Here is an 18,714-nt window from a genome sequence, read left to right on the forward strand (position 1 = left end):
CAGCCTGCGCTAATCACACGGAGGAATTCATGGGTGCTTTCACCGCGGAATCGCAGGCCCGCTCAGCGCAGCTGCCCGGTCTTGGACGCCGCCCCGACGCGACCCCGACACCATGATCGACGAACGGAGCCAGCTGACCTTCGCGCCCTGGATCAAACGTTCGGCCGGGCAGTCATCAGACGGTGCGACCGTCGTCTTCCCCCACGCCGGCGGCGCTGCGGCGGCCTACCGGGCGTTCGCCTCGGCGTTGGCCCGCACCGGTGACGACGCGTACGTGGTCCAGTACCCGCAGCGCGCGGACCGGCTGCGCCATCCCGCACCGGAGACGGTGCAGGACCTGGCCGCCGATCTGTTCGCCGCGGGGGACTGGTCGGAGCTGGGGCCGCTGCGGTTGTTCGGCCACTGCATGGGGGCGGTGATCGCGTTCGAGTTCGGTCGCGTGGCCGAGCAAAACGGCGTTCCCGTCCGCCAGCTGTGGGTCTCGGCGAGCCAGGCACCGTCGACCATCGCCACCTCACCGCGGCTGCCGACGGCCGAGTCGGAAGTCGTGGCCAACATGGTCGACCTCGGTGGGACCGACCCCCGCCTGTTGGCCGACGAGGACTTCATCGAACTGCTCGTACGCGCGGTACGTGCGGACTACGCGGCGTTCAACCGCTACGCGTGCGATCCCGACATCCGCCTCGCCGCCGACATACACACCATCGGCGGTCGCGACGATCACCGCATCAACCCAGACATGTTGCGCGCATGGGAAACTCACACCCAAGGCGCCTTCACGCTGTCGTTGTTCGACGGCGGCCACTTCTACATCAACGACCATCTCGATGCCGTCGCGGAGCTGGTCAATGCCGGTTAGCGAGTCCGACTCCGGCAGCGACGATCCGATCGCCATCGTGGGGATGGCGATCGAGGCACCGGGAGGAGTGAGCACCGCCGACGACTACTGGGATCTGTTGGTCAACCGCCGCGAGGGCCTGTGTCCGTTTCCCCGGGACCGCGGCTGGTCGGTCCGCGACATCCTCGACGGGTCGGCGCGCGAAGGCTTCAAACGCATCCACGATCTCGGCGGATTCCTCTCCGGGGCAGCCGAATTCGATCCGGAGTTCTTCGGGATCTCACCACGCGAAGCGGTCGCGATGGACCCGCAGCAGCGGGTCGCGCTCCGCGTGGCGTGGAGGGCGCTGGAGAACAGCGGCATCAACCCCGACGACCTCGCGGGTCACGACGCCGGCTGCTACGTGGGCGCTTCGGTGATGGGCTACGGGCCCGATCTGGCCGAATTCTCCAACCTCACCGGGCATTTGATGTCGGGCACCGCGCTCGGTGTGATCTCGGGGCGCATCGCCTACACGCTCGGCCTCGCCGGGCCCGCGTTGACCATCGACACCTCGTGCTCGTCGACGCTGACCGCTATCCACACCGCTGCCCAGTCACTGCGGTCGGGGGACTGCGACCTGGCGCTGGCCGGAGGTGTCTGCGTCATGGGCTCGGCCGGCTTCTTCGTCGAATTCTCCAAACAGCACGCGCTGTCCGACGACGGTCACTGCCGGCCGTACAGCGCGCAGGCCAGCGGCACCGTATGGGCCGAGGGCGCCGCCATGTTCGTCCTGCAGCGCCGGTCCCGCGCGCTGCGCGACGGACGCCGGGTGCTGGCCGAGTTGCGGGCCACCTGCCTCAACCAGGACGGCCGCTCCGTGGGACTGACCGCGCCGAGCGGCCCGGCGCAGGCGCGGTTGTTCGCGCGCGCACTCGAACAGAGCGGACTGCGTCCGCAGGACATCGGGATGGTCGAGGGGCACGGCACCGGCACCCGACTCGGCGACCGCACCGAGTTGATCTCCCTCGCCGGGACCTACGGCGCCACCGAACCCGGCCACGGCCCGCTGCTAGGCTCGGTGAAGTCGAATCTCGGGCACACCCAGGCCGCCGCCGGGGGACTCGGTCTGGCCAAGGCTCTGATCGCCGCCGAACGCGGCGCCATCCCCGCTACCCTGCACACCGACGAGGCCAGCCGCGAAATCGACTGGGACAGTCAGGGTTTGCGGCTGGCATCGGAGCTGACGCCCTGGGCCGCCACCGACGGTGAGCGCTTCGCAGCGGTCACCGCGTTCGGCATGAGCGGCACCAACGCCCATGTGATCGTGTCGGTCCCGTCGACCCGACCCGAGGCGGCGTGATGGCCCCCGGTTTTCCCGACGGCCGCGTGCCCGTCGTGTTGAGTGCGCACGCCGAGGATCTGCTGGCCACCGACGCCGAGGCGATCCTGCGATACCTCGATCACGAGCCCGACGTGGCGGCAGTGGCCGCGACTTTGCTGCACACCCGGCGCCTGCGTAGGCACCGCGCGGTGGTGCGCGCCGCCGACACCGCCGAACTGGCCGACGGGCTCCGCGCGATCGTCGACGGGGCTGCGCATCCGCTGGTGGCTCACTCATCGCAATCAACCACGGCGCGAACGGCTTTCGTATTCCCCGGACAGGGCAACCAGTGGCCGTCCATGGGGGCCGATGCCTACCGGCTCTCCGCGGTGTACCGCATGCACGTCGACCGGTGCGCCGAGGTGTTCGTCGCAGCGGGGGAGCCGTCACCGCTGACGTACCTGACCGCCGAGACCATCGGCGGGACCTGGTCGCAGACGCAGATCCAGTCGGCGCAGTTCACCCATGCCGTCGCGCTGGCGCAGCTGTGGCGTTCATGCGGAATCGTGCCCGACCTGGTCCTCGGACACAGCCTCGGTGAGGTCGCCGCCGCCTACGTCGCGGGAAGCATCTCGCTGCCCGACGCGGCCGCGGTGGTCATCGCCCGGGCCAAGGCGGTCGAGCGCCTCTCCGGCGACTACGGCATGGCGGCGCTGGGAGTCTCACTCGCCGACGCCGAGCGGCTGATCGAATCGACGCCGGGATGGCTCGAGGTGTCGGCGGTCAACGCCGGTGCGTCGGTCGCGGTGTCGGGCAAGCGGGCCGCGATCAGCGGACTCGTCGCGGCCGCGACCGAACAGGGCCTGTTCGCCCGCGAACTCGACGTGAACTATCCCGGGCACACCAGCGCGTTGGAGCGGGTCCGCGAGGACCTGACCGCGATGCTGCCCGACGCCGAGTTCGCCGACGCCCCAGTCGAATTCATCGGTTCCACCACCGCCGACGTGGTGCCCGCGGGTACCGGGTTCACCTCCTACTGGTACCAGAACCTGCGCAGCACCGTGCGATTCGACCGGGCCGTCGCCGCCGCGGGCCGCCGCGGTGCCGCGGCGTTCATCGAAATGTCGGCGCACCCGGCTCTGCTGTTCGCGCTGGGAGACCTGCTGGCCGATGAGGACCCGCTGGTCGTCGGATCGGGGCACCGCGACCGTCCGATCATCGAGGCGATATCGGCCAACATCGCCACGGCCGCGGTGGCCGACCCCGAATTCCGCTGGATCGACCTGGTCGACGTCGCCGCGCAACCCCAGTTGCGCGGCTTTCCGAACGCGCCGATGCGGGCGGTCCGGCTGTGGGCACAACCGCAGCCGTTGGCCCCGGTGTGCGGCCTCACCGTCGCCCGCGAGAAATGGGTCGCCACCACCGCGCGATCAGAACGAACCGCGCAGCGCGTCGCCGTCATCGAGCTCGCCGGCCCACGCGGGCCCCTCGGGCAACGGCTGCGGACGGCATTGCAGGACAACGGGTGTGACGTGGTCGAGCCGTCCGACGCCGAGCTCGTCGTCGCGGTCGCGCCCCTGCTGGATCACCCCGACGCCGAACGCGCCGCCCACGACGTCTCCCAACTGACGGGCGAGGGGCTGCTCGAATACGTCGAGGCGCCCGGACCGGACTGCCGTGCGGTGTGCCTGGTCACGGTCGGCGGCGAGCACGTCCAGCCGGGGGAGCCGGTGGCGTTGCCCGCGCAGACCGCGCTGGCGGCGATGCACCGCAGTCTCGGCTTCGAGCGGCCCGAGCAGGCGTTCAGACATCTCGACCTGCCGTCCTGGGAACCCGACGACGCCCTCACCGCCGCCGCGGTGAGCGCACTTGTGTCCGGCGGCGACGAGGTGGCCGTGCGCGACGATGCCTCGGGCCCGAGGATCTTCCTCCGGTCCGTCGGCGAGGCAATGGAATTCGCACCGTCGTGGCTGTCGGCGCCCGGCGTGTTCGACAATGTCGTGATCACCGGCGGCAACGGCGCGGTGGGCATGCATTTCGCGCGGTATCTGGCCGGTCACGGGGCGCGTCGCATCGTGCTGCTCAGCCGGCGCGGCGTCGACGACGCGGTCAGGGCCGAACTCGCCGCGATCGCACCGAATCTGGACGTGGTCGCGCCGCGATGTGACATCACCCGCACCGACGAGGTGGCCGCTGCGGCCGAGCAGTTCGGCGGCGACGGCGCGTCCCTGCTCATCCACGCCGCGGGCGCGGCGGCCTTCGCCGACCGCGACGCGCTCACACCCGAGACGTTCGCCCGGGCGGCAGCGGCGAAGATCGGCGGGCTGGCCAGGACGGCCGAGCTCTGGCCGATGCGCGCAGACGCCCGAATCCTGGTGTGCTCCTCGGTGTCGGGGGTGTGGGGTGGGCGTGGGCACGCGGCGTACTCGGCCGCCAACCGGATGCTCGACGTGATGTCGGGCCAGCTGCGGGCCGACGGGCGGCACTGCGTGGCCGCCAGGTACGGACTGTGGCGCGGCGGCGGCATCGCAGACGCAGACGAGGTGACCAAGATCGAGCGGTCCGGGCTGATGGCGATGCCGCCGGACGCCGCCGTCGAGGCCAGCCTGCGCGACCACGGCGCGGATCCGCTGCTGTTCAGCGCCGATCAGGCCCGGTTGCGGGTCTTCCTGGAGACCCGGACCAGCGAGGTGGCCGAGACAGCAACGGCCACAATTCAACCCGATGCCGATACCGCCGCGCTGGTGACGGCGGAGCTGGGCGCGGTGCTCGACATCGACGCGGACTCGATCGACCTGGAGACCCCGCTGCTCGACCTGGGGGTCGACTCGCTTCTGGCCTTGGATTTGCGTAAGCGCCTGCAACGGACGACCGGACACAAGGTGTCGCTGGCAGTCCTGCTGGGCGGCATCACCGGCGGCGAACTCATCGCCGACCTCGACAGCAGAGAACGATCAGAGAAGGTGGACAACGCGTGACTGACACGGTCGATATCCGCGAGCAGGTTCAGGACCGCCGGCTGGAGCTGTTGCGCCGCAAGCTCGCCGAGCGGGGCCTGCGCGGGGAGAGCACCTCGACCGGCGAACAGGACGGACTGTCCGACGGGCAGCGCCGCATGTGGTTCGTCCAAGCCGCCGACCCGACCGGAGCCATCCTCAACATCTGCCTGTCCTACCGGCTCACCGGTGACCTGGATGTCGCCCGGTTGCACGACGCCGTCGACGCGGTCGCCGCGCGGCACGCCGCGCTGCGCACCACCTACGGCGTCGACGACGCCGGCGAACCACAACCGACCGTGCACGAGAACCTGGCCCCGGGTTGGACCGTCCACGACCTGACCGAGTTGTCCGAGCATGCCCGCCGGCTGCGCCTGGAGGTGCTCGCCCAGCGTGAGTTCTGCGCTCCCTTCGACCTGAGCACCGACTCGCCGCTGCGGCTCACCGTCGTCCGCACCGCCCCCGACGAGCATGTCCTGCTGCTCGTCGCGCACCACATCGCCTGGGACGACGGCTGCTGGCAGGTTTTCTTCGGCGATCTCACCCGCGCGTACGCCGGTGAGGCGCTGGCGCCCGCGCCGCCCTCGCACACGCCCGGCGCGGTCGACGAGGATCTGGACTATTGGCGCGCCGCGCTCGCCGACCCGCCGGAGCCACTTGAGCTGCCGGGGCCCAACGGCTCGGCGGTGCCGACGAACTGGCGTTCGCAGCGGCTGACCCTGCAGCTGCCGGACGCGACGGTCGAGCGGGTCACCACGCTGGCCAAGGAGGCCGGCGCGACCCCGTACATGGTGCTGCTGGCGGCCTTCGGGGTACTGCTGCAGCGCTACACCCATGCCGACGACTTCCTGGTCGCCACGCCGGTCCTGAACCGCACGGCCGACGTCGAGGACGTGATCGGCTACTACGGCAACACCGTGGCGCTGCGCTTGCGGCCCGGCGCCCATGAGAGTTTCCGCGACGTCGTCGCGCACGCCCGTGACACGGCGGTCGGTGCGTTCGCGCATCAGCGCGTCAACCTGGACCGGGTGGTGCGCGAACTGAACCCCGACCGCCGCCACGGCGTGGAGCGGATGACGCGGGTGAGCTTCGGTGCCCGCGGCGCCGACGGTCATGGCTTCAATCCGCCCGGAATCAGCTGCCGCCGAGCCGAATTGCGCAGTCATCTCACCCAGCTGCCGTTGGGCTTCATGGTGGAATTCGACGCGCCCGGGATCGTGGTGGAGGCCGAGTACCTCGTCGAGATCCTCGACGCGCCGCTGGTGCGCCAGCTGCTCGAGCACTACGCGGTACTGCTCGACGACGCGCTACGACGGCCCGACCTCCCCGTCAACGAGCTCGACCTGATGGCGCCCGAGGACGTCGAATGGTTGCGCCGGGTCTCGGCGGGAGAGGAATTCGACACCGCTGCGTCGACGATGACGGCGCTGGTGGAGGCGCAGGCCGCACGCACACCCGAGGCCGTCGCCGTCGTCTATGAGGGACGCAACTACACGTACCGGGAGCTCAACGAGTCGGCGAACCGGTTGGCGCACTGGTTGATCGAGCGCGGCATCGGCACCGAGGACCGCGTGGCGGTGCTGCTGGACCGCTCACCGGAGCTGGTGATCACCGCGCTCGGGGTGATCAAGGCCGGCGCGGTGTACCAGCCTGTCGACCCGACCTATCCCGAGGACCGGCTGACATTCATCCTGTCGGATTCCGATCCGAAACTGGCGATCCGCGAACCGGTCACCGATCTCGACCGGTTCCCGACCACCAACCCCACCGACGCCGAGCGGGTCCGCCCGCTGTACCCGGAGAGCACCGCCTACCTGATCTACACCTCGGGTTCCACCGGTCTGCCCAAGGGCGTCCCGGTGGCCCACAAGCCCGTCGCCGAATATTTCGTCTGGTTCAAGGGCGACTACGGAATCGACGAGAAGGAGCGGTTGCTGCAGGTCGCCTCGCCGAGCTTCGACGTCTCGATCGCCGAGATCTTCGGCATGCTCGCATGCGGCGGCCGGCTGGTCATCCCGCGCCCGGACGGACTTCGCGACGTCGGCTACCTCACCGACCTGCTGCACGACGAGGGCATCACCTCGATGCACTTCGTGCCCTCGCTGCTGGGCCTGTTCCTGTCGCTGCCCGGGGTCAACCAGTGGCGGACCCTGCAACGGGTGCCCATCGGCGGCGAGGCGCTGCCCGGTGAGCTGGCCGACAAGTTCCACGCCACCTTCGACGCGCTGCTGCACAATTTCTACGGACCGACCGAGACGGTCATCAACGCGAGCCGGTACAAGGTCGAGGGCAAGCAGGGCACCCGCATCGTGCCCATCGGCAAGCCCAAGATCAACACCCAGATCCACCTGCTCGACGACGCCCTGCGGCCGGTCCCTGTCGGGGTGATCGGCGAAATCTACATCGGCGGAACACATGTCGCACACGGCTATCACGATCGTTCCAAGCTGACGGCGGAGCGGTTCGTCGCCGATCCGTTCAATCCCGGCGGCCGGCTGTACCGGTCGGGCGACCTGGCGCGGCGTAACGCCGACGGCGACATCGAATTCGTCGGCCGAGCCGACGAACAGGTCAAGATCCGCGGGTTCCGCATCGAACTCGGCGAGGTGGCGGCGGCGATCTCCGTCGACCCGAGCGTCGGACAGGCGGTCGTGGTGGTGAGCGATCTGCCCGGCGTCGGCAAGAGTCTCGTCGGGTACGTCACGCCGGCCGAGGACATCGAAACCGTGGACGTGGAGCGGATCCGCAACCGCGTTGCGGCCGCACTGCCGGAGTACATGGTTCCCGCGGCCTACGTCGTGCTCGAAGAGATCCCGATCACCGCACACGGCAAGATCGACCGGGCCGCGCTGCCCGAACCCGACATCGACTCCGGCGCGGCGTTCCGCGAACCGGCCGAAGGTACCGAACGCGGGATCGCCGACCTGTTCGCCGAACTGCTCGAACGCGACCGTATCGGCGCCGACGACTCGTTCTTCGACCTGGGCGGTCACTCGCTGCTGGCCACCAAACTCGTTGCCGCGGTTCGCAATACGTTCAATGTCGACATCGGCGTGCGCGAGGTCTTCGAGCTGGGCACCGTGGCGGCCCTGGCGCAGCGGATCGATTCGTCGTCGGTGGCCGGCGGCCCCGCCCGCCCCCAACTGGTCCGCGTCCCGCACGACGGGCCGCTGCTCATGTCGGCTTCGCAGCTGCGGATGTGGTTCCAGTACCGCATCGACGGTCCCAGCCCGGTCAACAACATCCCGTTCGCGGCCCGCATCAGCGGGCCCTGCGACACCGACGCGTTCGTGCACGCGGTGCGCGACGTGGTGGCGCGCCACGAGGTATTGCGCACGACTTACCGCGAAATCGACGGTGCCCCTTATCAGATCGTCAACGACGATCTGGAGGTCGCGGTGCGCCGCGCCCACGGCGCCGACGACGTCTGGCTCGACACCGAACTCGGCAAGGAGTGCAGGCACGTCTTCGACCTCGAAGCCGACCCACCCGTTCGCGCCGCCGTCCTCGCGACGCCGGACGCGCATGTGGTGTCGCTCGTGGTGCATCACATCGCGGCCGACCACTGGTCGGCGATGGTGCTGTTCACCGACCTGCTCACGGCCTACCGGGCCAGGCGCGCCGGCCAGGCACCGGGATTCGCGCCCCTGCCGGTCCAGTACGCGGACTACGCCGCGTGGCAGGCGGCGCTGCTCGGCGAAACCGACGGGCCCGTCGGCGCGCAGCGCGACTACTGGCGCGAGCAGTTGGCCGGGCTGCACGAGGATCCGGGCCTGACCCCGGACTTCCCGCGCCCGCCGGTGCTCAGCGGGGAAGGGGACGCCGTCGAGTTCGGCGTCGAAGCCGCCACCCGCGGCAGGCTCGCCGAACTCAGTCAGGAGCTCGGTGTCACCGAGTTCATGCTGCTGCAGGCAGCAGTGGCGGTCGCGTTGCACAAAGCCGGTGAGCGCCCGGACATTCCGCTGGGCACCCCGGTCGCAGGCCGCACCGAGGCCGAACTGGACCAGCTCGTCGGCTTCTTCATCAACATCGTGGTGCTGCGCAATGACCTGACCGACAACCCCACGCTGCGAGAGGTGCTGCGCCGGGCGCGCGACACCGCGCTGGAGGCCTACGCCCACCAGGACCTGCCGTTCGACCAGGTGGTCGATGCGGTCAGCCCGGCACGGTCATTGTCGCGTAACCCATTGTTCGGCGTCGTCGTACACGTGCGCGAGGCGCTGCCCGCCGACCAGGTGATCGAATCGCGGCCCGACGGCGACACCACGTTCACGGCGCTCGAGCCGCCGTTCGACGTCGCGCACGCCGACCTGTCGGTGAACTTCTTCGGTGCCGAGGACGGCTACCGCGGCCACGTCATCTACCGCACCGACCTGTACCGGCGCAGCACCGCCGAACGGTTCGTCCGGTGGCTGGACCGCGTGCTCGCCGCCTTCGCCGACGATCCCGGTCAACGGGTGCGCGACGTGCAGATCGCAGACGGCGAGGAGCGCCGGCTGGTAGCGCGGTTCAGCGCGGCGGCATCGGCCAGCATCCTCGACCTCTGGCGCGATCCGGTGGCGATCGGCGTGGTCGGCGACGTCTACGAGCACATCGTCGACGAGACCGGCGCCGACCTGCGTGCCACGGGCAAACGTGGACGCTGGACCGCCGACGGTGAACTGGAGCTCATCGAGGCCGTCGAGCCTCGTCGCCCGGCGGCGTCGGCGGGTCCGGCCGAACCCGCGCGCACCGAGACCGAACGCGTGCTGGCGACGCTGCTCGCCGATGTCGTGAACGTGCCCGAGGTGAACCGCACCGACGACTTCTTCGAGCTCGGGGGCGACTCCATCCTCGCGGTGCAGCTCGCCGCCCGTGCCCGTGACGCCGGGCTGACGGTCACTGCGCGAATGGTGTTCGAGCACCCCACGATTCACGAACTGGCCGCCAAGGTCGACGCCGGCACGGACACGGAGACGGAGACGCCCGACGTCCATCACGAGCCGATGGCGGCCTCCGGGCTGTCGGCCGACGAGTTGGCGGCGGTCACGTCGATGTGGTCGGCGTCGCAAGAGGGCGCACCGTGACCTCGACACAGACCGAGCCGAAGGTCGCCATCGAGGACGTGATGGCGCTCAGCCCGCTGCAGCAGGGGCTGTTCTCGCTTGCCCAGCTGAACGCCGCCGAAGACGGCGGCGAGGACCCCTACGTCATCACCATGGCGGCCGATGTCACGGGCTCACTCGATGCGGCCCTGCTGCGCGAGTGCGCGGCCGCGATGCTCGTCCGTCACCCCAACCTGAGGGCGAGTTTCGTTCGAGCACAAAGCAAACCCGTTCAGGTGGTGCCGAACCGCGTCGACGTGCCGTGGCGGCACGTCACCGCGGCCGCCGAGGAGGTCGAGGCGCTCGAGGCCGACGAATACCGCCGGCCGTTCGATCTCGCGCGCGGACCGGCGATCCGGTTCCTGTTGATCGAAATCCCGGACCACAAGGAAGGCGATCGCTTTCGTTTCAATGTGGTCGCCCACCACATCATCATCGACGGCTGGTCGCTGCCGCTGTTCGTCGGCGAGCTGATCTCGCTGTACCGCTCGGGCGGCGACGCGGCCGTGCTGCCCCCGCCGCCGCGCCCGTACCGCGACTACATCGGCTGGCTGGCCGGACGCGATCAGGAGACCAGCCGCGTCCTGTGGCGTGAGCACCTGGCCGGCCTCGACGGCCCCACGCTCGTCACACCCGCCCTCACCTCCGGGGAGCCGCCGACCGGTGAACCGCACCGCACCGAGCTGAGCCTGGATCGGGCCGCGACGCAGCAGTTGGCGGACGCCGCCCGGTCCCGCGGCGTCACCGTCAACACCCTGGTCCAGATGGCCTGGGCGGCAGTGCTCTCGGCGTTCACCGACCGCTCCGATGTGGTCTTCGGCGTGACGGTGTCCGGGCGCCCCGGCGAGCTGGCGGGCGTGGAGACCATGGTCGGACTCTTCATCAACACGGTGCCGCTGCGGGTGCGACTGGACCCAGCGGCCCGGGTGGGTGCGCAATGCGTTGCGCTGCAACGAGAAGCGGCGAAGCTGCGCGATCACGGATACCTGCCTCACAACGAACTGCGGGCACTGGGTGGCATCGGCGAGATGTACGACACCCTGCTGGTCTACGAGAACTTCCCGCCCGGCGGTCTGGTCGGCGGCGGTGACTTCGTCGCCGGCGGTGCGACATTCCGGCCTGCCGCGTTGGAGAGCGTGTCGCACTTCCCGGTCACCATCGCCGCGCACATGATCGACGACGAGCTCACGGTTCTGGTCGAGGTCGTCGAGGGGGCGCTCGGCCAGATGAGTCCCGAGTCGCTCGGGCACCGACTGCTCGCCACCACCGAGCGACTGATCGCAGGCTGGGATCGCCCGCTACGCGACGTCAGTGTCCTGCTCGACGGTGAGGGTGCGACCGCGGCGGCCGAGCCCGCACCGGCGAGCGAACATCTCGGCGTGCACACCGCGTTCGCCGAAGCCGCGAGCGCGCGGCTGGGCTCACCGGCGCTGAGCTGGTCCGGCGGCGAACTCACCTACCGGCAGCTCGACGAGGCCGCCGATCAGCTCGCCGCTGCGCTGGTGGCGAAGGGCGTACACGCCGAAACACCCGTCGCGATCCGGCTTTCGCGAGGACCGCGGTATGTCGTCGCGATGCTGGCGGTGCTCAAGGCCGGCGGCGTGATCGTGCCGCTGGACCCCGGGATGCCCGCGGAGCGGATCGCCGACATCCTCGACCAGTGCCGCGCGACGGTCGTCATCGACGACGAACTGCTCGCCGAGGTCCCGGCCGAGCCCGCAGAGGACTTCCGGCCGGTGGCCGCGCTGCCGGGCCAGGCCGCGTACATGGTGTTCACCTCCGGCACCACCGGCAGGCCCAAGGGCGTCATCGGAACCCACCAGGCGCTGCTGGCCTACGCCGAGGACCACGCCCGAAACGTACTGCGCCCGGCCGCTGCCAGACTGCGCCACCCGCTGCGGGTCGCGCACGCCTGGTCATTCACCTTCGACGCCGCATGGCAGCCGCTGGCCGCGCTGCTCGACGGGCACGCGGTGCACATCGTCGACGACGAAATCCAGCGTGACGCCGAGGCTCTGGTCGAAACCATCGGCCGGTACGGGATCGACCTGATCGACACCACCCCGTCGATGTTCGCCCAACTGCACGCGGTCGGGCTGCTCACGACGGTGCCGCTCGGTGTGCTCGCGCTCGGCGGCGAGGCCGTCGGGATCCCGGCGTGGAACCTGATCCGCGACGAATGCGCGCGCACCGGCATGGCGGCCTACAACTGTTACGGCCCAACGGAAACCACCGTCGAGGCCGTCGTCGCCACGATCGCCGAACACGATCAGCCGACCATCGGGCATCCCACCTCGCCCAGTCGGGCCTACGTGTTGGACTCGTGGTTGCGACCGGTTCCCGACGGGGTGCCCGGCGAGCTGTACCTGTCGGGCGGTCAACTGACCCGCGGCTATCTGGGCCGGTTCGGTGAGACCGCCTCCCGGTTCGTCGCCGACCCGTTCGGCGACGGCGAGCGCATGTACCGGACCGGTGACGTGGTGCGACGCCAGCCCGGCGGGGCGCTGGAATTCCTCGGGCGCTCCGATGCGCAGGTGAAGATCCGGGGCTTCCGGGTGGAGCCGAGCGAAATCTCGGCGGTTCTGCACACCCATCCCGCGGTGCGCCACGCTCACGTGGCGGTGCGCCGGCAACGGTGGGGTGCGCAGCTGGTGGCGTTCGTCGTCGCCGAACCCGCGCCCGCGGCCGCCGAGTTGCGCGCCCTGGTGTCAAAACGACTGCCGCGGTACATGGTTCCGCATTCGATCGTGGTCATCGAGCAGATGCCGCTGACCACACACGGCAAGGTCGACGAGGCGGCACTGAACGCGATCGCCGTCGCCGAGGGGCCCTCGACCGCCCCGGAGACCGACACCGAGAAGGCGCTGGCGGCCGTGCTCGGCGAGCTGCTCGAAGGCCCCGACGCCACCGGCCTGACCATCGACGTCAATGCCGATCTTCTGGCCCTCGGCCTGGACAGCATCGTGGCGCTGTCGGTGGTGCAGGCCGCGCGCAGGCGCGGAATCCCGTTGCGCGCCAGGCTGATGCTGGAGTGCGCGACGTTACGGGAGCTCGCGGAGGCCATCGAGAACGAGTCCGCGCTCGCCGAACACGACGACGACCCCGACGGCCCGACGCCCGTGCTGCCCAGCGCGCACTGGCTCTACGAACACGGCGAACCACGGCGGCTGGCGCAGACCGAGGCCATCCGGCTGCCCGAGGGCATCACCGGTGAGCGACTCCAGCAGATCCTGCGCGCGGTGATCGGCGGTCATCCGGTGCTGCGAAGCCGCATCGACCGGCAGACGATGACGCTCGTCGAGCACGAGGCGCAGAATCTGCTGACCGAGGTGCGGGTGGACGACGACACGGACGAAGCGCTCGTCGCAGCCGTGGCCAAACACGCTCACCGGTCGGTGCAACGCCTCGACCCGGAACGGGGTTCGATGCTTGCCGCGGTGTGGCTGCACCCGCCGGCCGGTCCCGGCATCCTGCTGCTGACCGTGCACGTGCTGGCGGCCGACCCGGCGTCCTGGCGGATCCTGTTGGCCGAACTCGACGCGGCGTGGCACACGATCAGGTCGGGCCGTGAACCGGCGCCCATCCGGGAGCACACCAGCTACCGGCGCTGGGCGAGGCTGCTCAGCGAGCGGGCGTACGCCCTTGAGACGGCCGACTTCTGGGCGGCCCAACTCGAGGGCGACGACCCGCCGCTGGGCGCCCGCAGGCTGCGGCCGCAGACCGATCGCGTCGGCGATGTCGTCGTCTCCATGGCGGTGACCGACACGGACCTGACCCAACGGTTGCTCAACGCGTCCGAACCCGCACCGCACCTGCTGGCGGCGGCCGCCGCGCGCACCGTCACCCGATGGCGGCTGCACCGCGGCCAAGACACACCGACGCCGCTGTTGGCCCTGGAGACCCACGGCCGCGCCGACAGCCTCGTCGACGCCGTCGACACCTCCGACACCGTCGGCTTGCTCACCGCGATCTATCCGCTGCGCGTGCAGACCACCCGCAGTGCCGGCGAGATCCCCGGCGACGGCATCGATTACGGGCTGCTGCGCTATCTGCGGCCCGATACCGCCGAGCGCCTTGCGGCGCTGCCCGAACCGCAGGTGTTGCTCAACTTCCTGGGCCGGGTGCACGCGGGCTTCGACGGCGGTGCGCTGCGCCCGGACCGGGCGCTGCTGGCGGGAGTGTCGCCGCTGCCCGAGCCGCGGCTGGCGGTTCGGCACGAACTGACGGTGCTGGCGGCGGTGCTCGGCGACACCGACGCGCCGCTGCTCGGCACGCAATGGCGCACGCTTCCCGACATTCTGTCCGCCGACGATGTCGCCGCCCTGCAGGCGATGTGGCAGGAATCGCTACGAGAGGTCGTTTCATGAGCCGGACACTTGCGGTGGTGGGCGCGGGCGCGAAGGCCGTCGCCGTCGCCGCCAAGGCCGCCGAACTCCGCGACATGGGCATCGACGTGCCCGAGGTCGTGGCCGTCGAGAAGACCGGCGTGGCCGCAAACTGGCAGGCCGATGGCGGCTGGACCGACGGCCAACACCGGTTGGGCACGAGCCCGGAGAAGGACGTCGGCTTCCCATACCGCTCGGCCCTGGTACCGCGGCGCAACGCCGAACTCGACGAGCGCATGACCCGGCACAGCTGGCAGCAGTATCTGATCTCCACGGGCCAGTTCGCCGAATGGGTCGACCGCGGACGGCCGGCTCCCACCCACCGCCGGTGGAGCCAGTACCTGCGCTGGGTCGCGGGCAATGTCGAGATGAACGTGGTCAGGGGCGAGGTGCGGAGCATCTCGGTCGACACAGCCGACACCGGATCCGGTGAACCGCGGTGGGCGCTGCACACACCCGACCGCACCGTCACGGCCGAGGGTCTGATGATCACCGGCCCCGGGCAGCCGGAGCGCTCGATCCTGCCGGGCAACCCGCGGGTGCTGTCGATCGCCCAGTTCTGGCATCGCGCGGCGCAGTACGAGTTGATCCGCGCCGAGCGCGTGGCCGTCATCGGCGGTGGAGAGACCGCGGCGTCGATGCTCAATGAGCTGTTCCGGCATCGGGTTTCGACGATCACGGTGATCTCACCGCAGGTGACCCTGTTCACCCGGGGTGAGGGTTTCTTCGAGAACACGCTGTTCTCCGATCCCACCGGCTGGACCAGCCTGACCATGGCGGAGCGACGCGACGCTCTGTTGCGGACCGACCGCGGGGTGTTCTCCGCGCGGGTGCAGGAAGCGCTGCTCGCCGACGACCGGATCCGTCACCTGCGGGGCAGGGTCGCGCACGCGGTCGCCCGCGAGGGCCGAATCCGGTTGACGCTGAGCACAACTGCGGGCGGGGAGTCCCTGGAGACGGTGCACGGATTCGATCTGGTCATCGACGGCTCGGGTGCCGACGCGATGTGGTTCGTCTCGCTGCTCGGTCAGGACGCGTTGGATCTGTTGGAACTCGGCCTGGGCGCGCCGCTGACCCCGGATGTGCTGCAGGAGGCCATCGGCGACGACCTCGCCGTGGGTGGGTTGCGGCCCAAGCTCTTCCTGCCGGGTCTGTCAGGGCTCACACAGGGTCCGGGCTTCCCCAACCTGTCATGTCTGGGCCTGTTGTCGGACCGCATCCTGGGAGCCGACCTGGGCGAGGCCGCAGGCGCAAAGTCGCTGAAAGGACCTGCGCGTCAATCCGTTCGGTGACGGGCGCCGCTGAACCCGTTATGCCTGGGCCCATCCGTGGGCTGGGGAGGGCACGTCCATGTCGAACACCCGCGCGTGCAGCACCGTGCGGTTGCGCAGCGCGGCGCGCACCGCCCGGTGCAGCCCGTCTTCGAGGTAGATGATTCCCTTCCAGCGCACCGCGTGCGGGAACAGGTCGCCGTAGAACGTCGAATCCTCGGAGAGCAGTCGGTCGAGGGCGAGCACCGTGGTGGTGGTGACCAACTCGTCGAGCCGGATCTGGCGCGGCGGGATCTGCGCCCATTGGCGGTGTGACAACCCGTGGTCGGGGTAGGGCCTACCCTCCCTGACTCCCTTGAAGATCATCGGGCCAGCGTCCTTCGAGTCGTCCCCCGAGTCCTCCCCGGACTGTGATTTCACGATGACAACAACAAGCAAGGTTAGTGCACCGCAGTTGTGCGCGTCGCCCGTGTCGAAGGACCGCTCGCGCGCTATCGGCGCTGTTGGTGCCCCTAAAATGGGTGACAACGCGATTCGAGGGGTAGGTGAGCAGACATGGGTAGCGCCGACGACCGCCGGTTCGAGGTGCTGCGCGCGATCGTCGCCGACTTCGTGGCCACCAAGGAGCCGATCGGGTCGAAGACGCTCGTCGAGCGGCACAACCTCGGCGTCTCAAGTGCGACCGTGCGCAACGACATGGCGGTGCTGGAGGCCGAGGGCTACATCACCCAGCCCCACACCAGCTCCGGACGCGTGCCCACCGAGAAGGGCTATCGCGAGTTCGTCGACCGGATCGACGACATCAAACCCCTGTCGTCGTCGGAACGCCGCGCGATCCTGTCGTTCCTCGAATCCGGGGTCGACCTCGACGACGTGCTGCGCCGCGCCGTGCGGCTGCTCGCGCAGCTGACGCGCCAGGTCGCGATCGTGCAATACCCGACGCTGTCGACCTCCACGGTCCGCCATCTCGAGGTGGTTGCGCTCACCCCGGCCAAGCTGCTGCTGGTGGTGATCACCGACACCGGCCGCGTGGACCAGCGCATGGTCGAGTTGGGCGACACGCTCGACGAGCACGACGTCACCAAGCTGCGCGACCTGCTCGGCCAGGCGCTCGAGGGCAAACCGCTGGCTGCGGCATCGATCGCGGTGGCGGACCTGGCCTCGCAACTGGACGGGCACGGCGGGCTGGCTGACGCGGTCGGCCGGTCGGCCACCGTGCTGGTCGAGACGCTCGTCGAGCACCGCGAGGAGCGGCTGCTGCTGGGCGGCACCGCCAACCTCACCCGCAACACCGCCGACTTCGGCGGCTCCCTGCGCTCGGTGCTCGAGGCGCTCGAGGAGCAGGTGGTGGTGCTGCGGCTGCTGGCGGCGCAGCAGGAGGCCGGCAAGGTGACCGTGCGCATCGGCCATGAAACCGAGGCCGAGGAGATGGCGGGCACCTCCGTGGTGACCACCGCGTACGGCAGTTCGGGCAAGGTGTACGGCGGCATGGGTGTGTTGGGTCCCACCCGAATGGACTATCCGGGAACTATCGCTAATGTCGCTGCGGTTGCTCTCTATATCGGGGAAGTCTTAGGCAGCCGGTAACCACCGGCACAGGCGGAAGGTCAGGCAAGTCAGCGTGGCACGCGACTATTACGGGCTGCTCGGCGTGAGCAAAGGCGCGTCGGATGCGGAGATCAAGCGCGCCTATCGCAGGTTGGCGCGCGAACTCCATCCCGACGTCAATCCCGACGAACAGGCCCAGGCCCGGTTCAAGGACATCAGCGCCGCCTACGAGGTGCTCAGCGATCCGGAGAAGCGCCGCATCGTCGATCTCGGCGGTGACCCATTGGAATCGGCGTCGAACGGAGCCGGGTTCTCCGGTGGGTTCGGGGGCCTGGGCGACGTCTTCGAGGCGTTCTTCGGCGGCGGCGGCGCCACCCGCGGACCGATCGGCCGGGTGCGACCGGGGTCGGATTCGCTGCTGCGGATGCGGCTGGACCTGTCCGAGTGCGCGACCGGCGTGACCAAGCAGGTCACCGTCGACACCGCGGTGTTGTGCGACCTGTGCCACGGCAAAGGCACACACGGCAACTCCAGCCCGGTGGCCTGTGACACCTGCGGCGGTCGCGGCGAGATCCAGACGGTGCAGCGCTCCCTTCTGGGCCAGGTCATGACGTCGCGGCCCTGTCCGGTGTGCGGCGGCGTGGGTGAGGTCATCCCGGATCCCTGCCACCGCTGCGGCGGCGACGGCCGCGTGCGCGCCCGCCGGGAGATCAGCGTGAAGATCCCGGCAGGCGTCGGCGACGGGATGCGGGTGCGGTTGGCGGCCCAAGGCGAGGTGGGGCCGGGCGGGGGACCCGCGGGCGACCTGTATGTCGAGGTGCACGAGCAGCCGCACGCCACGTTCCTGCGCGACGGCGACGACCTGCACTGCACGGTCTCGGTGCCGATGGTGGACGCGGCGCTGGGCACCAGCGTCACCGTCGACGCGATCCTCGACGGGCCGACCGAGATCGCGATCCCGTCCGGCACCCAGCCCGGCGCCGTCGTCACGCTGCGCGGCCACGGCATGCCGCATCTGCGCTCCGGGGTGCGCGGCGACCTGCACGCGCACATCGACGTGGTGGTGCCGTCGCGGCTGGACAGCGAGGACGCCGAACTGCTGCGCAAGCTCAAGGCGAAGCGGGCCCGCGACGTCGCCGAGGTTCGCTCCGCGCAGCCGACGGCCGCGAGCGGCGGGGGGCTGTTCAGCAGGCTGCGTGAGACGTTCAGCGGCCGCTGACGGGGCAATGGTATGCCGAGGGCTGTGCGCGAGACCGCGCTGCGTGCTGTGCCGAACCGCGATCCACAAC

9 protein-coding genes are annotated in these 18,714 nt (G+C 70.1%); 8 read left to right on the plus strand and 1 reads right to left on the minus strand.

The annotated features are described in order from the left end of the window. Positions 1 to 112 precede the first annotated feature (112 nt). From AU197_RS23115 to mbtG, 6 genes are read left to right on the plus strand one after another with little or no spacing between them, the layout of a single operon-like run. A complete protein-coding gene (locus tag AU197_RS23115; RefSeq protein ID WP_064405817.1) occupies positions 113 to 859 on the plus strand; it encodes a thioesterase II family protein in 747 nt (248 codons plus the stop codon). Continuing rightward, complete coding sequence (locus AU197_RS23120; protein ID WP_064405819.1) at positions 849 to 2,180, plus strand: beta-ketoacyl [acyl carrier protein] synthase domain-containing protein; 1,332 nt, start codon at positions 849 to 851, stop codon at positions 2,178 to 2,180. The genes AU197_RS23115 and AU197_RS23120 overlap by 11 nt, the downstream gene beginning before the upstream one ends. Then, positions 2,180 to 5,119 carry a mycobactin polyketide synthase MbtD gene (gene mbtD / locus AU197_RS23125; protein ID WP_064405821.1) on the plus strand — a complete coding sequence of 980 codons (2,940 nt, stop codon included), beginning with the start codon at positions 2,180 to 2,182 and terminating at the stop codon, positions 5,117 to 5,119. Before AU197_RS23120 ends, mbtD begins: the two co-directional genes overlap by 1 nt. Continuing rightward, entirely contained in the window at positions 5,116 to 10,203 is a 5,088-nt protein-coding gene (locus tag AU197_RS23130) for a non-ribosomal peptide synthetase (RefSeq protein WP_064405824.1), read from the plus strand. The genes mbtD and AU197_RS23130 overlap by 4 nt, the downstream gene beginning before the upstream one ends. A gap of 41 nt (positions 10,204 to 10,244) precedes the next feature. Next, positions 10,245 to 14,588 (plus strand): non-ribosomal peptide synthetase, encoded by a 4,344-nt coding sequence (locus tag AU197_RS23135; protein ID WP_064405998.1) that lies wholly within the window; start codon positions 10,245 to 10,247, stop codon positions 14,586 to 14,588. After that, positions 14,585 to 15,898: an NADPH-dependent L-lysine N(6)-monooxygenase MbtG gene (mbtG, locus tag AU197_RS23140; RefSeq protein ID WP_064405826.1), complete on the plus strand. Its 1,314-nt coding sequence runs from the start codon at positions 14,585 to 14,587 to the stop codon at positions 15,896 to 15,898. The genes AU197_RS23135 and mbtG overlap by 4 nt, the downstream gene beginning before the upstream one ends. Positions 15,899 to 15,916: 18 nt before the next feature. Here the strand turns inward: mbtG and AU197_RS23145 are convergent, their stop codons facing one another. Then, positions 15,917 to 16,243, minus strand: a complete 327-nt coding sequence (locus tag AU197_RS23145; protein WP_064405828.1) for a type II toxin-antitoxin system VapB family antitoxin — start codon at positions 16,241 to 16,243, stop codon at positions 15,917 to 15,919. Positions 16,244 to 16,432: 189 nt separating this feature from the next. Between AU197_RS23145 and hrcA the strand changes: the two genes are divergently transcribed. Continuing rightward, the gene (hrcA, locus tag AU197_RS23150; protein WP_064405829.1) at positions 16,433 to 17,464 is read left to right on the plus strand and encodes a heat-inducible transcriptional repressor HrcA; all 1,032 of its coding nucleotides are present in this window, start codon (positions 16,433 to 16,435) and stop codon (positions 17,462 to 17,464) included. Positions 17,465 to 17,498: 34 nt separating this feature from the next. Beyond that, positions 17,499 to 18,644, plus strand: coding sequence for a molecular chaperone DnaJ (gene dnaJ / locus AU197_RS23155; RefSeq protein ID WP_064405831.1), 1,146 nt, complete (start codon positions 17,499 to 17,501; stop codon positions 18,642 to 18,644). The last annotated feature ends 70 nt before the right edge of the window (positions 18,645 to 18,714 follow it).

It is taken from the genome of Mycobacterium sp. IS-1590 (genome assembly GCF_001500025.1).
In the GTDB taxonomy this organism is placed as follows: domain Bacteria; phylum Actinomycetota; class Actinomycetes; order Mycobacteriales; family Mycobacteriaceae; genus Mycobacterium.

Excerpts from the sequence above, each read along its gene's own strand:
- AU197_RS23115 (WP_064405817.1), top strand. The coding sequence starts at position 113 with ATGATCGACGAACGGAGCCAGCTGACCTTCGCGCCCTGGATCAAACGT.
- AU197_RS23120 (WP_064405819.1), top strand. The coding sequence starts at position 849 with ATGCCGGTTAGCGAGTCCGACTCCGGCAGCGACGATCCGATCGCCATC.
- mbtD (WP_064405821.1), top strand. The coding sequence starts at position 2,180 with ATGGCCCCCGGTTTTCCCGACGGCCGCGTGCCCGTCGTGTTGAGTGCG.
- AU197_RS23135 (WP_064405998.1), top strand. The coding sequence starts at position 10,245 with ATGGCGCTCAGCCCGCTGCAGCAGGGGCTGTTCTCGCTTGCCCAGCTG.
- mbtG (WP_064405826.1), top strand. The coding sequence starts at position 14,585 with ATGAGCCGGACACTTGCGGTGGTGGGCGCGGGCGCGAAGGCCGTCGCC.
- AU197_RS23145 (WP_064405828.1), bottom strand. The coding sequence starts at position 16,243 with ATGATCTTCAAGGGAGTCAGGGAGGGTAGGCCCTACCCCGACCACGGG.
- hrcA (WP_064405829.1), top strand. The coding sequence starts at position 16,433 with ATGGGTAGCGCCGACGACCGCCGGTTCGAGGTGCTGCGCGCGATCGTC.